This is a genomic window from Falsiroseomonas sp. RANM36 (assembly GCF_056682175.1).
In genome coordinates this window covers 147968-161066 of record NZ_JBWXTD010000007.1, presented here as the reverse complement: position 1 = coordinate 161066, position 13099 = coordinate 147968, and the positions used below count along the sequence as shown (strand labels likewise).

Here is a 13099-nt window from a genome sequence, read left to right as displayed (position 1 = left end):
GTCGCCGCTTCCCGGATGCGGGGCGGCGGGCCATATATTGCGCATGCCCATCCGCTCCGTAGCGATCGTGGGGGCCGGCCTGGCCGGTCTCGCCTGCGCCAAGACGCTGGCCGCGCATGCCGTCGCCGCACGGCTGATCGACAAGGGGCGCGCGGCCGGCGGACGGATGGCGACCAGGCGCGTCGAGCTCGATGGCAAGGGCTTCGATTTCGATCACGGCGCACAGTTCCTGACGGCACGCGGCACCCTGTTCCGGGCGACGCTGGAGGCCACGCACGCCAAGCCCTGGCCGGACGAAGCGCGCCGCGTCGGCGTGCCGCGCATGTCGTCCATTCCGCGGGCGCTGGCGCAGGGGCTCGATCTGCTCGTCGCGCGGGAGGTCGTCGCGCTGCTCGGCGAGCCCGGCGCCTGGCGGGTACGCCACGCCCCCGCCGCCGCGGTGCAGCGGGGACAGGTGACGGCCAGCGCCGAGGCGGAGGAAGGCCCCTTCGACGCCGTCGTGCTCGCGGTGCCGGCGCCGCAGGCGGCCAAGCTGCTCGCCGGACCGGCGCCGCATCTCGGCGCGGTGCTGGCGCAGGTCGTCATGGCGCCCTGCTGGACGCTGATGGCCGCCTTCCCCGAGCGGCTGGCGCTGCCCGACACGATGCGCATGGCAGGCGGCCCGATCGGCTGGGCGGCCCGCGACAGTTCCAAGCCCGGACGCAATGCCGAGCATGAGTGCTGGGTGGTGCAGGCGGGGCCCGCATGGTCCCGCGAGCATCTCGAACTCGCCGCGCCGGAGGCGGCGGCGGCGCTGCTGGCGGCCTTCGGCGCGCTGGCCGGGGGCGACCTGCCGCCGCCGATCCATGCCGCCGCGCATCGCTGGCGCTACGCGCTGGTGGAGAACCCGCTCGGCGCGCCCTGTCTCTGGGACCCGGCGCTGTCGCTCGGCGCGGCCGGCGACTGGTGCATCGCCGGGCGCGCCGAGGCCGCCGTGGACAGCGGCGCCGCGATGGCCGCGGTGCTGGCCGGCACCTCGGGGCAGGCGGGCGGATGACGGCGCCGCAGGCGCTGGCGGATTGCCTGGAGGAGGCGTTTCGCAGGCTCGCGCGCGGCGTCGCGGATCGGCGGTCGGCATTCCATACGCCGGCGCTCGCCACCGTCGCCCCGGATGGCGCGCCGGAGGTGCGGACGCTGGTGCTGCGCGGCTTCGATGCAGGGCAGCGCAGCCTGCGCCTGCACAGCGACGCCCGGTCGGGCAAGGTGACCTCGCTGCTGCGCGATCCGCGCTGCGCGCTGCATTTCTACGATGCGGGCGCGAAGCTGCAGCTGCGCCTGTCCGGCACCGCGTGCATCCACGCCGCCGACCCGGTGGCCGAGGCCGCCTGGCAGGCCAGCCGGGAGGCGTCGCGGAAATGCTATGCCGTCGCGCCGGGGCCGGGCACGCCCGTGCCGGAGCCGCCCCCGGCGCCCGGGGATACCGCGGCGGGCCGGCCGCATTTCCGCGTCATCCAGGTGGGGTTCGACCGGCTCGAATGGCTGGAGCTTGCGGCGGGCGGCCATCGCCGCGCGCGCTTCTCCTGGCCGGCCGACGGCGCCGCCGAAGCGACGTGGCTCGTGCCATGACCGGGCGCGATGCCATCGCCGCGGAGATCCTGCGCCTTACCGGCGAGCGCGGCGCGGCGAAGTCGATCTGCCCGAGCGAGGTGGCACGGTCCCTGGCACCGGACGAGGCCGCCTGGCGGCGGCTGCTCGGGCCGGTCAGGCTGGTGGCGGCCGATCTCGCGCGGGAGGGGCGGATCGAGGTGCTGCGCAAGGGCAGGCCCGTGGACCCGGGCGAGGACATCCGCGGCGTCATCCGCCTGCGCATCCGAACGCCGTGACGAAGGACCCATCATGCTCCAGCTTCTGCTCGGCCGCGGCACGGACGGGCTTCCGCCCGCCGCCCCCGTGGATTTCGACACGCTCCGGCTGCCCGCTTCGCCCAATGCGGCCCTCGCCGCGCCGCCGGGCACGACGCGCGAAGCCCATGTCGAGGTTCCGCTGCTCGCCGTCTCCCCCGACGCGGCCTGGGCCGTGCTGCGCCGGCTCGGCGACGGCATGAGCCGGGTCTGGCGCCTGGCCGAGTGGCCCGAGCGCCGGCAGGCGCAATGGGTCGCGCGCAGCCGGCTGGCGAACTTCCCCGACCTCGTGAACGGCGAGATCCGCGCGCTGGCCGGCGGCACCGGCCTGTTCCTCTATTCGCGCAGCCTGGTCGGCTATTCCGATTTCGGCGTGAATGCGCGCCGCATCGCCGAGTGGCGCGCCGCCTTCGAACGCGCGCTGGCCTCGGCCAGGTAGCTGCACGTCCCATCCGGAGGAGACCGGGCCATGCGTCGCGTCGGTTCCTTCCTGGCGGAGGCCTGGGCGCTCGCCCGCCCCTACTGGACCAGCGCGGAGCGCGGCCGCGCGCTCGGCCTGCTGGCCGCGGTCGTGCTCCTGAACCTGTCGCTGGTCGGCATGACGGTGGTGCTGACCTACTGGCAGCGCGCCTTCTACAATGCGCTGGAGCAGAAGGACGCCGCCACCTTCTGGTCGCTGCTGCTGCTGGGCGGCGAGGCCGATGGAACCTGGTTCCCGGGCTTCTGCGTGGTCGCGGCGGCCTACATCCTGATCGCCGTCTACCAACTCTACCTGCGCCAGGCGCTGCAGATCCGCTGGCGGCGCTGGCTGACGGAGCGATACCTCGCGGACTGGCTCGCCGACCGCGCCTATTACCGCATCGCGCTGACCGACCCGACCACAGACAACCCCGACCAGCGCATCGCCGACGACATCCGGCTGTTCGTGGACGACACGCTCGCCCTCGGGCTCGGGCTGATGAACAGCGTGGTCACGCTGTTCTCCTTCATCTTCGTGCTGTGGTCGCTGAGCGGGCCGCTGGAAGTGCTGGGCGTCTCCATCCCCGGCTACATGGTCTGGGTGGCGATCCTCTACTCGCTGCTCGGCACCTGGCTGGCGCATCTGATCGGGCGGCCGCTGATCCGGCTGAACTTCCTGCAGCAGCGCGTCGAGGCGGATTTCCGCTATGCGCTGGTGCGCGTGCGCGACAACGTGGAGGGCGTGGCCCTCTATGGCGGCGAGGCGGACGAGCAGCGCGGCCTGACCACGCGGTTCCGGGCGCTGATGGAGAACTGGTGGGCGATCATGCTGGCCACCAAGCGGCTCACCTTCTTCACGGCGGGCTTCTCCCAGGTCGCCAGCATCTTCCCGATCATCGTGGCGGCACCGGCCTATTTCGCCGGCCGCATCCCGCTCGGCGGGCTGATCCAGACGGCAAGCGCCTTCGGCCAGGTGCAGGGCGCGCTGTCATGGTTCGTGGACAACTACGCCCGCCTGACCGAATGGCGCGCCACGGTGGAGCGGCTGACCGGCTTCCAGAAGGCGATCCTGGCGGCGCGGCATGCCGGGCAGGGCATCGCGGTGCGTCCGGGCGCGGAGGATGCGGTGGTGGTGGAGGGCGTGACGCTCGCCCTGCCGGATGGGCGCGTGCTGCTGCAGGATGCCGCCCTCCGCCTCGGCCGGGCGGAGGCGGTGCTGGTCACGGGCGCCTCCGGCAGCGGGAAGTCCACCCTGTTCCGCGCCATCGCGGGGATCTGGCCGTTCGGACGCGGGCAGGTCAGCGTGCCGGATGGGGCGCGCGCGCTGTTCCTGCCGCAGCGGCCCTATCTTCCGCTCGGCTCGTTGCGCCGGGCGGTCTGCTACCCGCTCGATGCGGCCGCGGTGCCGGACCAGGCGATCCGCGACGCGCTCACCGCCGTGAACCTGGCCCATCTCGCCGATCGCCTGGACGAGGAGGATGCCTGGGACCGCCGCCTGTCTGGCGGCGAGCAGCAGCGCCTCGCCTTCGCGCGCGTCCTGCTGGTGCAACCCGCCTTCCTGTTCCTCGACGAGGCGACCGCGAGCCTCGACCCGGCGGCGGAGGAAGCCATGTATGCGCTGATGCAGGACCGCCTTCCCGGCACCGCGATCCTGTCCATCGCGCATCGCCCTGGCGTCGCGAAGTTCCATGCCCGGCGCCTGAACATGGCCGAAGGCCGGCTCGGCCCGATGCCCCTCTGAAGAATGCGCCGGATGCTGGGATACGTCGTCCTCGCGCTGCTGGCCCTGGCGCTCGGCCTCGGCGCCTGGGCCTGGACGCCCGACCTGCCGCGCGCCGCGCTCGAAGCGCGGTATGCCGCGCCGCCGAGCCGGTTCGTCAGCGTGGACGGCGTGCGGTTCCATATCCGCGACACCGGCCGCCGGGACGCACCCGCGGCGCTGCTGCTGCACGGCTTCGGGTCGTCGCTCCACACCTGGGAGGCATGGGCGGCGAGGCTGGACGCGGACCGGCGCGTCATCCGGCTCGACCTGCCCGGCTTCGGCCTGACCGGGGCGGATCCCACTGGCGACTATTCCGACACCCGCGCCGTCGCGTTGCTTTCGGGGCTGCTCGATGCCCTCGGCGTCGCGCGGGCGGATGTGATCGGCAGTTCGATGGGCGGCCGCATCTCCTGGCGCTTCGCCGCCGAGCGCCCGGACCGCGTGCGGCGGCTCGTGCTGATGGCGCCCGACGGCTTCGCCAGCGCCGGCTTCGCATACGACAGGCCGGCCGGCGTGCCCCTGATGATGCGCGCCCTGCCCTATGCCCTGCCGATGCCCCTGCTCCGCGGAGGCATCGCCCCCGCCTATGCCGATGGGCGCGCGCTGACGCCCGCGGTGCTGGAGCGCTATCGAGACATGATGCTCGCCCCCGGGGTGCGGCAGGCGATCCTCGATCGGATGCGCACCCATGCCCTCACCCCGCCCGAGCCCTTCCTGCGGCGCATAGGGGTGCCCGTGCTGCTGCTGTGGGGCGAGCAGGACCGCATGGTGCCGGCCGCGCATGCGGCGGACTACGCCCGCGAATTGCCCGACAGCCGCACGGTGGTCCTGCCCGGCATCGGGCATGTGCCCATGGAGGAACGCCCCGATCTCGGGCTCGCCGCGCTGCGCGACTTCCTCGACGAGGAACCGTGACCCCCTACCCCGCCCTTGGCCCGGCCGAGTCGCCAAGGATCGAGAGCACCGCCGCGCCATAGCGTTCGAGCTTGGTGCGCCCGACGCCCGGGATGGCGGCCAGCTGGTCCAGGCTCCGCGGCCGGGCCGCGGCGATCTCGGCCAGGGTGCGGTCCTGGAAGATGACATAGGCCGGCACCGACTGCGCCTGCGCCTCGGCGCGGCGCCAGTCGCGCAGCTGCTCGAACACCGGGTCGCCCGCACCGGGCGCCGCGCTGCGCTCGGCCCGTTGCGGACTGGCCGGCCGCGCGATGTCGGCGCGCAGCATGACCTTCTCCTCGCCGCGCAGGATCGGGCGCGCGGCGTCCGTGGGCACGAGCTCGCCATGATTCTCGACCGCAACGTCGAGCGCGCCGCGGGCCACGAGCTGCCGCGCCACGCCCCGCCAGGCGGCGTCAGAGAGGTCCTTGCCGACGCCGAAGGTCGGCAGCCGGTCATGGGCGAATTGCGCCACCTTCTCCGTCAGGCGGCCGCGCAGCACATCCACCACATGCGCCACGCCGAACCGGCGCCCGGTGCGCAGCACGGCGGAGAGCAGCTTCTGCGCGGCGACGGTGCCGTCGAACAGGCCGGGCGGCGCCAGGCACACATCGCAATTCCCGCAGGGCAAGGCCGCGCCGGCGGCGTCGGCGGGCGGTTCCTCGCCGAAGCAGCGCAGCAGCAGGGCACGCCGGCAGCTTGCCGCCTCGGCGATCGCCACCATCGCTTCCAGCCGCTGCCGCTCGATGCGCTTCTGCTCGGGCGCGGCCGGGCTTTCCTCCACGCGGTGGCGGGCCAGCGCGATGTCGCCGGCGCCGTACAGCAGCAGCGAGCGCGCCGGCAGGCCGTCGCGGCCGGCCCGGCCGATCTCCTGGTACCAGCTCTCCGGGCTGCGCGGCAGGTCGAGATGCACCACCCAGCGCACATCGGGGCGGTCGATGCCCATGCCGAAGGCGATGGTGGCGCACATGATCACCGAGTCGCCGCGCGAGAAGCGGCGATGCGCCTCCCGCTTCGCGCCGCCATCCATGCCGGCATGGAAGGCGAGCGCGTCATGGCCGTCGGCGCGCAGCCACTCGGCGGTCTGCTCGGTGCGCGCGCGGCTGCCGCAATAGACGATGCCCGCCCCCGGCTGGCCGGCCATCTCGCGCAGGAAGCCGCGGAGCTGCGCCCGCTCCTGCTCCCGCGGGCGCGCCTCGATGCGGATGTTCGGGCGGTCGAAGCCGCCGCGGAACACCGGATCCTCCGAAAGGCCGAGCTGCGCGCGGATGTCCTCGACGGTCCGCGGATCGGCGGTGGCGGTCAGGGCGAGCCGCGGCGTCCGGGGAAAGCGGGCGGAGAGCACGCCGAGCCCGCGATATTCCGGGCGGAAGTGATGGCCCCATTGCGAGACGCAATGCGCCTCGTCCACGGCGAACATGGCGATGGGCAGCGCATCGAGCCGCGCCAGCATGCTTTCCAGCGCGAGTCGCTCGGGCGAGACGTAGAGCAGCTTCAGCTCGCCGGCATGGAGCTCGCCCAGGATGCGCCGCGCCTCGCCTTCCGGCAGGTCCGAATGCAGCGCCGCCGCCGCCACGCCCTGTTGGCGCAGCGCGGCGACCTGGTCCTCCATGAGGGCGATCAGCGGCGAGACGACGACGCCGACGCCGGGGCGACAGAGCGCCGGCACCTGGTAGCAGAGCGACTTGCCGCCGCCGGTCGGCATGAGCACGAGGCCCGATCCGCCGCCGACGACATGCCGGACGACCTCCCCCTGCCGGCCGCGGAAGGCATCGTGGCCGAAGACGCGCTGCAGCACATGGTCCGGGTCGCCGGCGAATCGGCCGTCATAGGGCATGTCATCCGATGCCACGCCCAAGCCGATCCGTCAGCCGGGGATGCGCGGCCGCGCGCGCTTCCGCCGGGCCAAGGGGCGCCTCAGTTCGACCCGATATGGATCTCGACGCGGCGCGCCTCCACCGGCGCATCCACAACGTCGCCCACGCCGCGCCCACGCACCTGGATCCGGTCGCGCGCCACGCCGAGGTCGGCAAGAGCGGCCACCACCCGGTCGGCGCGCGCGCGGGACAGGCGGAGCGCCTGGGCCACGGTGGGGGCGTTGGTGGGGTCCGGCGCGATGAAGCCCAGCACCCGCACCGGCTCGTTCGGGAAACGCCGGGCGAGCTGGGCCGCGTCCTGGATCACATCCATCGCCGTCGGGCTGATCTCGAGGCTGTCATTCTCGAAGAACACCACGCGCACGGGTTGCTGGGCGACGTTGGCGGTTGGCGGCGCCGTCTGGGCGCAAGCCGCCAGCAGGGCCGGCGAGAAGGCGGCAATCGCGGCGAGGGCGGCGCGGCGGCGCATGGGCATGGGCTCCGGATGGCGTGGGACGATACCTCGCCCGGCGCGGGCTGCGACGTCAATCCGGCCGGCGGCGACGATGCGTTAACCCCCGTGCCGGCATGGTGAGACCGTGTCGAACGCGACTGCAGCTCCCGATCCCAGCGCCTTCATGCCGCCCGCCGCGGTCGGCCGCCTGCCGGACCCGCAGCGGTTCGACCCGGTCCGATTCCCCGGCGTGGCGGAGGGCGAGAACTGGCCGCCGGCCCGCTTCGAATTCGAGGCGCCCTGGATGCGCGAGCCCGGCCTGGCCTTCGAGCGCGATGCCGCCGGCGGCATCGGGGTGATCCGCGCCTTCGCGCATCTCCGCCTGGTGGTGGACATCGAAAGCGCCCACCGCATGTTCGACATCGCGCCGGGCACGCGCGATTTCAGGCTGCTGCGCCTCGTGCCCGCCGCGCTGCGCTGTGTCGAGCGGATCGAGCCGGGCGACCCGATGCCCGGCTTCCTGCTCGATGACGACCCCGAGTTGCCGGAAGAGCATCACCTCTACGCCGCGACCAGCGCGCTGGTCGAGCGGCTTGCCGCCACGGCCGGCGAGGAAGGCCAAGCCCTGGCCGAGGCGATGCGCCGCATCCCGCCCGGCCCGACCATGTTCGAATCGGCGGTGGCGCATTGCATCACCCAGGGGGGCTTTGCCATGGGCACCATGGCGCCGCTTGCCCGCCGCCTGCAGAAGCTCGCCAACGCGCATGCCCGCGTGCTCGCCGCCGCCGCGACGCAGCCCGACTACGCGGCGATGGAGAAGATGCTGCGCCGCACGCGCGAATCGCTCGGCGCCGACCGGCGCTGGGCCGGCGACCTTCTGACGCGGGCGCTCGATGCGCTGGTGCCGCAGATCGGCCGCCCGCGGAAGACGGCGGAAGCGACGCTGACCCAGGCCGTCGCCGCCATGCGGCGGCCCCTGCCGCTCGAAGCCCCGACACGCCTGATCCGCGAGCAGGAGCGCTACCGGGAGCGTCTGATGGACCTCGCGGTGTTCTGGCGGCGCCTTGCCACGGCGTGGCTCGCGGTGGACCCGGACACGACGGACCGGCGGGAGATCGAGGCGCTCGCGCGCAACGCGCTGCGACGCCTCGCCCTGGTGCCGCTCTACCGTATCGAGGAACCGGAGGCCTGACCCGGGCCATGGCCACGCGACGGCCATGCGACGCCCATCTGATCGACGCCGATCCTGCAAACCACCGCCCTCGAGCGCGGTTGCCTCGCACCCGGCGTCTTCGGCCCAGCGAGCTCCGGCGCGCTCAACCCGGTCGGCGACGACCCGCGGGTCGGCTCGTGTTGCGTCGCGCCAGCCTACTGCTCCACGTCCAGCGCGTAGCCAGCGGAGCGCACCGTCCGGATGACGTCCGGCTCGTCCTCGGCGTTCACGGCCTTCCGCAGCCGCCGGATATGGACATCCACCGTCCGCGGCTCGACATGGATGTCGCGCCCCCAGACCGCGTCGAGCAACTGCTCGCGCGAGAACACGCGGCCCGGATGCTGCAGGAAGAACTCGAGCAGCCGATACTCGGTGGGGCCAAGATGCAGCGCGCGGCCATCGCGCGTGACGCGATGCGCATCCTGGTCCATCACCAGATCCTGCCAGACCAGCCTGCCCTTGACCGGCACCGCCCCCGACCGGCGCAGCAGCGCGCGGATGCGGGCGAGCAGGGCCTCCATCGCGAAGGGCTTGGCGATGTAGTCGTCCGCGCCGGTGTCGAGCGCGCGCACCGCGTCCTGGTCCTCGGTGCGCGCGGTCACCATGATGATCGGCAGGTCGCGGGTCGCGGGCCGGCGACGGATCTGGCGGCACACCTCGAGGCCCGACAGCGCGGGCAGCATCCAGTCGAGCAGGATCAGGTCCGGCCTCGATTCGGCGACGCGCAGCAGCGCCTCCTGGCCGTCGGCCGCCTCCTCCACACGGAAGCCCTGCTTTTCGAGGTTGTAGCGGAGCAGCGTCAGCAGCGGCGCCTCGTCCTCGACGACGAGAATCGTGGGCTTGGCGAGATTGCTGGTGGCTTGCGGCATGCCCTGCTCCCCGGCCCCGGCCCTACGACGCCTCGGGCGGGCGCACGACGGCGTACGCCGAAGCATCCGCCTTCGGCCGCTCGTCCGGCAGCGAGGCGCCGCGAACGGCGAAATGCACCGTCTCGGCGATGTTCGTCGCATGGTCGCCGATGCGTTCCAGGTTCTTCGCGATGAACAGCATGTGGATCGCGGCCGTGATCTTCCGCGGATCCTCCATCATGTGCGTCAGCAGTTCGCGGAAGATGCCGTTGTAGACGGTGTCGATCGGCTCGTCGGCCGCCCAGACCCGGCTGGCCGCATCGGCATCGTCGTGCACCAGGGCGTCGATCGCGAGCTTCAGGTTCTCCTGCACGAGCGCCGACATCCGCTCGAAGCCGTTCAGGCTGCCGACGCTCGGCTGCTGCGCCAGCACCACGGCGCGGCGCGCCGCGTTGCGCGCATAGTCGCCGACCCGCTCGAGGTCGTGGCTGACCTTCATCGCCGCGACGATGAAGCGCAGGTCGGAGGCCATCGGCTGGCGCAGCGCCAGCAGCCGCACCACGAAGGTGTCGATCTCGCGCTCGAGCTGGTCCAGCACGTCGTCGCGCGCCGCCACCTGGTCCGCCAGAACGGCATCGCGGCGGAGCAGCGCCTGGGTCGCGTCGTGGACCTGGCGTTCCGCGAAGCCGCCCATGCGCGCGACCATGTCGCGCAGCTTGCGCAGCTGATCGTCGTAGGAGCGGACGATGTGGTCGGGTTGGTCGCTCGCCATCGGGACGCTGCTCCTCAGCCGAACCGGCCGGTGATGTATTCCTGGGTCCGCCTCTCGCGCGGCGCGGTGAACATCTGCGCCGCCGGCGCCACCTCCACCAGTTCGCCCAGGTAGAAGAAGGCGACCTGGTCGGCGCAGCGCGCCGCCTGCTGCATGTTGTGGGTGACGATGCAGATGGTGAAGTCCTGCTTCAGCTCGTCGATCAACTCCTCGATCTTGAGCGTGCTGATCGGATCGAGCGCGGAAGTCGGCTCGTCGAACAGGATGACCTCGGGCCGGACGGCGATGGTGCGCGCGATGCAAAGGCGCTGCTGCTGACCGCCCGACAGGCCGAGGGCGGAGGTGTGCAGCCGGTCCTTCACCTCGTCCCAGATCGCGGCGCGCGAAAGGGCCCATTCGACGCGCTCGTCCATCTGCGACTTGGAGAGCTTCTCGTGCAGGCGCACGCCGAAGGCGATGTTCTCATGGATCGTCATGGGAAACGGAGTCGGCTTCTGGAACACCATGCCGACGCGCGCGCGCAGTTCGTTGAGGTCCACATCGGCGTCGAGCATGTTGCGCCCGTCCATGATCACCTCGCCCTCGGCGCGCTGGCCGGGATAGAGGCTGTACATGCGGTTCAACACGCGCAGCAGCGTGGACTTGCCGCAGCCGGAGGGGCCGATCATGCCGGTCACCTGGCGGTCCGGCAGCTCGAGGTTGACCTGCTTCAGGGCCCGGTTGTCGCCGTAGAAGAAATCGAGCTTCCGCACCGAGATCCGGGAGGTCGCGTTGATCTCGGCCCCCGACCGCGCCTGCACGCCGCCGAACGAGGCGCCGCCCGCGCCGACACCCGGCTGCTGTTCGGTCGTGGACATCGTCGGAGCCCTCGTCAGATCTTCGAGCGCAGCAGGAAGCGCGCCATGATATTGATGGCCAGCACGCCGACCGTGATCAGCAGCGCGCCCGACCAGGCGATCTCGATCAGGTCCGGGAAGCCGGAATTGGCCTGCTGGTAGATCGCGATCGGCAGGCTGGCCATCGCCTTGGTCAGGTCGAAGCTGGTGATGTTGTTGCCGAAGGAGGTCAGCAGCAGCGGCGCCGTCTCGCCCGCGATGCGGGCGACCGCCAGCAGGATGCCGGTGACGATCCCCGACAGCGCCGCCTTGTAGCAGACCAGCGTGATCATCTTCCACTTCGGCGCGCCGAGGCCGATCACCGCCTCCCGCAGCGTGTTCGGAATCAGCTGCAGCATGTCCTCGGTGGTGCGGACCACGACGGGGATCACGATGATCGCGAGCGCCAGCGCGCCCGCTATCCCCGAGAAAGCGCCCATCGGCAGCACCACGAGCTGGTAGATGAAGAGCCCGATCAGGATGGACGGCGCGGACAGCAGGATGTCGGAGACGAAGCGCACGGCGTTGCCCATCGCCGAGTTGCGCGCGTATTCCGCGAGGTAGGTGCCCACCAGAAGGCCGATGGGCGTGCCGATGGCGGTGCCGATCGCCACCTGGACCAGGCTGCCGAGGATCGCGTGGACCAGGCCGCCCTTGGGCAGGCTGTCGTCGCCGTAGCGCGTCGGGCGGAATTCCGTGGTGAAGATGGTCAGGTCCATCGCCCCGAGCCCGCGCCAGAGCAACGTGAACATGATGGAGGCGAGGAAGACCAGCCCGACGACGGTCGCGCCGATGCACAGCCAGCGGACGATGTTGTCCAGCAGGCGGCGGCGGCGGCCGAGCGCGCGGGCCGCCGCGACATCCTTGGAGGGCGCCGCCTGGACCGGGCCGGCCTGGAAGGTCGTGCTGCTCATTGCCGGGCGGCTCCTACTTCAGCCGGGATCGCAGCAGCCAGCGGGAGGCCGCGAGCACCACGAAGGAGATCACGAAGAGCAGGAAGCCGAGCGCGAACAGGGCGGATTGCTTGAGGCTTCCGGCCAGGCTCTCCGGGAATTCCATCGCGACCACGGATGCGATGGTGGTGGAGGCGTCGAAGATCGAGCCGGGCATCCGGTTCGCGTTGCCGATCACGAAGGTCACCGCCATGGTCTCGCCCAGCGCGCGCCCGAGGCCGAGCATGATGCCGCCCACCACCGAGATCCGCGTGTAGGGAATCACCACCTTGCTGACCACCTCCCACCGCGTCGCGCCGACGCCGTAGGCGCTTTCCTTGTAGACGGGGGGCACCTGCTCGAACACGTCGCGCATCGTCGCGGCGATGAAGGGCAGGATCATGATCGCGAGCACCAGCGAGGCCGTGAACAGGCTCGTGCCGGCGAAGTTGTTGGTCTGGAAGATGAAGCCGATAAGCGGCAGTTCGGCCAGCGCTTCGCCGAAGCGCAGCTGGATGTTCATCTGCACGAAGGGGACCACCACGAACAGGCCCCACATGCCGTAGATGATGGAAGGGACCGCGGCGAGCAGCTCGATCGCCGTGCCGACCGGGCGCTTGAGCCAGCCGGGCGCCAGCTCCGTCAGGAAGAAGGCGATGCCGAAGGCCACCGGCACGGCGAAGACGATCGCCAGGATCGCACTGACGACCGTGCCGAAGATCGCCACCGCGCCGCCATAGGCCTCGCGGTGGTCCTCCACCGGGTTCCACTCGGTGGACCAGACGAAGGACAATCCGTACTCGCGGAAGGCTGGCCACGCGCCGATGAACAGCGTGACGATGATGCCCCCCAGGGTGACAAGCACGACGATGCCGGCGGCGGTGCAAAGCCATTCGAAGAGCCGGTCGCCGAAGCTGCCGGCCCGGGCCCTCGCGCCGGACTGGAGCGGGGGGGATGCTGTCGCCGCGACGGTCTGCTGCAACGCCGTTGTCCTGGGTCTGGAAAGGCGGGGTGGGGGGGGGGGGGGGGGCCCGCCCCCCCCCCCCCGCCCCCCCGCCCACACCCCCCCCCCCCCCCCCCCCCCCCCGCCCCCCCCCCCCCCCCCCCCCCCCCCC

The 13099-nt window shown here is 72.2% G+C and carries 14 protein-coding genes; 7 read left to right on the top strand and 7 right to left on the bottom strand.

Annotated features, from left to right (window positions below; all coding sequences use genetic code 11):
* Positions 1 to 43: 43 nt before the first annotated feature.
* From AC1MIR_RS24900 to AC1MIR_RS24875, 6 genes are read left to right on the top strand one after another with little or no spacing between them, the layout of a single operon-like run.
* The gene (locus tag AC1MIR_RS24900) at positions 44 to 1036 is read left to right on the top strand and encodes an NAD(P)/FAD-dependent oxidoreductase (RefSeq protein WP_480030864.1); all 993 of its coding nucleotides are present in this window, start codon (positions 44 to 46) and stop codon (positions 1034 to 1036) included.
* Positions 1033 to 1605: a pyridoxamine 5'-phosphate oxidase family protein gene (locus AC1MIR_RS24895; RefSeq protein WP_480030863.1), complete on the top strand. Its 573-nt coding sequence runs from the start codon at positions 1033 to 1035 to the stop codon at positions 1603 to 1605. The genes AC1MIR_RS24900 and AC1MIR_RS24895 overlap by 4 nt, the downstream gene beginning before the upstream one ends.
* Positions 1602 to 1862, top strand: a complete 261-nt coding sequence (locus AC1MIR_RS24890) for a DUF3253 domain-containing protein (RefSeq protein WP_480030862.1) — start codon at positions 1602 to 1604, stop codon at positions 1860 to 1862. Before AC1MIR_RS24895 ends, AC1MIR_RS24890 begins: the two co-directional genes overlap by 4 nt.
* A 13-nt stretch (positions 1863 to 1875) precedes the next feature.
* Positions 1876 to 2319, top strand: a complete 444-nt coding sequence (locus tag AC1MIR_RS24885) for a DUF1499 domain-containing protein (protein ID WP_480030861.1) — start codon at positions 1876 to 1878, stop codon at positions 2317 to 2319.
* Positions 2320 to 2349: 30 nt separating this feature from the next.
* On the top strand, positions 2350 to 4080 hold the full coding sequence (locus AC1MIR_RS24880; protein ID WP_480030860.1) for an ABC transporter ATP-binding protein/permease: 1731 nt from the start codon (positions 2350 to 2352) through the stop codon (positions 4078 to 4080).
* Positions 4081 to 4092: 12 nt separating this feature from the next.
* On the top strand, positions 4093 to 5016 hold the full coding sequence (locus AC1MIR_RS24875; protein ID WP_480030859.1) for an alpha/beta fold hydrolase: 924 nt from the start codon (positions 4093 to 4095) through the stop codon (positions 5014 to 5016).
* Between the two features lie 4 nt (positions 5017 to 5020).
* On the opposite strand, the gene recQ is transcribed toward AC1MIR_RS24875, so the two are convergent.
* Both recQ and AC1MIR_RS24865 read right to left on the bottom strand, forming a co-directional pair.
* The gene (gene recQ, locus AC1MIR_RS24870) at positions 5021 to 6886 is read right to left on the bottom strand and encodes a DNA helicase RecQ (RefSeq protein WP_480030858.1); all 1866 of its coding nucleotides are present in this window, start codon (positions 6884 to 6886) and stop codon (positions 5021 to 5023) included.
* Between the two features lie 65 nt (positions 6887 to 6951).
* The gene (locus tag AC1MIR_RS24865; protein WP_480030857.1) at positions 6952 to 7380 is read right to left on the bottom strand and encodes an OmpA family protein; all 429 of its coding nucleotides are present in this window, start codon (positions 7378 to 7380) and stop codon (positions 6952 to 6954) included.
* Between the two features lie 148 nt (positions 7381 to 7528).
* On the opposite strand from AC1MIR_RS24865, the gene AC1MIR_RS24860 reads away from it, so the two are divergent.
* The gene (locus AC1MIR_RS24860; protein ID WP_480030856.1) at positions 7529 to 8536 is read left to right on the top strand and encodes a hypothetical protein; all 1008 of its coding nucleotides are present in this window, start codon (positions 7529 to 7531) and stop codon (positions 8534 to 8536) included.
* 176 nt (positions 8537 to 8712) lie between these two features.
* Here AC1MIR_RS24860 and phoB read toward each other — a convergent pair whose 3' ends face one another.
* From phoB to pstC, 5 genes are read right to left on the bottom strand one after another with little or no spacing between them, the layout of a single operon-like run.
* A complete protein-coding gene (phoB, locus tag AC1MIR_RS24855; RefSeq protein ID WP_480030855.1) occupies positions 8713 to 9426 on the bottom strand; it encodes a phosphate regulon transcriptional regulator PhoB in 714 nt (237 codons plus the stop codon).
* A 22-nt stretch (positions 9427 to 9448) separates the two neighbouring features.
* Positions 9449 to 10177, bottom strand: a complete 729-nt coding sequence (phoU, locus tag AC1MIR_RS24850; RefSeq protein WP_480030854.1) for a phosphate signaling complex protein PhoU — start codon at positions 10175 to 10177, stop codon at positions 9449 to 9451.
* A gap of 14 nt (positions 10178 to 10191) precedes the next feature.
* A complete protein-coding gene (gene pstB / locus AC1MIR_RS24845; RefSeq protein WP_480030853.1) occupies positions 10192 to 11034 on the bottom strand; it encodes a phosphate ABC transporter ATP-binding protein PstB in 843 nt (280 codons plus the stop codon).
* Positions 11035 to 11048: 14 nt separating this feature from the next.
* Entirely contained in the window at positions 11049 to 11966 is a 918-nt protein-coding gene (gene pstA / locus AC1MIR_RS24840) for a phosphate ABC transporter permease PstA (protein ID WP_480030852.1), read from the bottom strand.
* Positions 11967 to 11979: 13 nt separating this feature from the next.
* Positions 11980 to 13047 (bottom strand): phosphate ABC transporter permease subunit PstC, encoded by a 1068-nt coding sequence (gene pstC / locus AC1MIR_RS24835; protein ID WP_480031003.1) that lies wholly within the window; start codon positions 13045 to 13047, stop codon positions 11980 to 11982.
* Positions 13048 to 13099: the final 52 nt, after the last annotated feature.

Coding starts and splice junctions, on each gene's coding strand:
- AC1MIR_RS24875 (WP_480030859.1), top strand. CDS start 4,093: ATGCTGGGATACGTCGTCCTCGCGCTGCTGGCCCTGGCGCTCGGCCTC.
- phoU (WP_480030854.1), bottom strand. CDS start 10,177: ATGGCGAGCGACCAACCCGACCACATCGTCCGCTCCTACGACGATCAG.
- AC1MIR_RS24900 (WP_480030864.1), top strand. CDS start 44: ATGCCCATCCGCTCCGTAGCGATCGTGGGGGCCGGCCTGGCCGGTCTC.
- AC1MIR_RS24890 (WP_480030862.1), top strand. CDS start 1,602: ATGACCGGGCGCGATGCCATCGCCGCGGAGATCCTGCGCCTTACCGGC.
- AC1MIR_RS24880 (WP_480030860.1), top strand. CDS start 2,350: ATGCGTCGCGTCGGTTCCTTCCTGGCGGAGGCCTGGGCGCTCGCCCGC.
- phoB (WP_480030855.1), bottom strand. CDS start 9,426: ATGCCGCAAGCCACCAGCAATCTCGCCAAGCCCACGATTCTCGTCGTC.
- AC1MIR_RS24860 (WP_480030856.1), top strand. CDS start 7,529: ATGCCGCCCGCCGCGGTCGGCCGCCTGCCGGACCCGCAGCGGTTCGAC.
- AC1MIR_RS24895 (WP_480030863.1), top strand. CDS start 1,033: ATGACGGCGCCGCAGGCGCTGGCGGATTGCCTGGAGGAGGCGTTTCGC.
- pstB (WP_480030853.1), bottom strand. CDS start 11,034: ATGTCCACGACCGAACAGCAGCCGGGTGTCGGCGCGGGCGGCGCCTCG.
- AC1MIR_RS24885 (WP_480030861.1), top strand. CDS start 1,876: ATGCTCCAGCTTCTGCTCGGCCGCGGCACGGACGGGCTTCCGCCCGCC.
- AC1MIR_RS24865 (WP_480030857.1), bottom strand. CDS start 7,380: ATGCGCCGCCGCGCCGCCCTCGCCGCGATTGCCGCCTTCTCGCCGGCC.
- pstA (WP_480030852.1), bottom strand. CDS start 11,966: ATGAGCAGCACGACCTTCCAGGCCGGCCCGGTCCAGGCGGCGCCCTCC.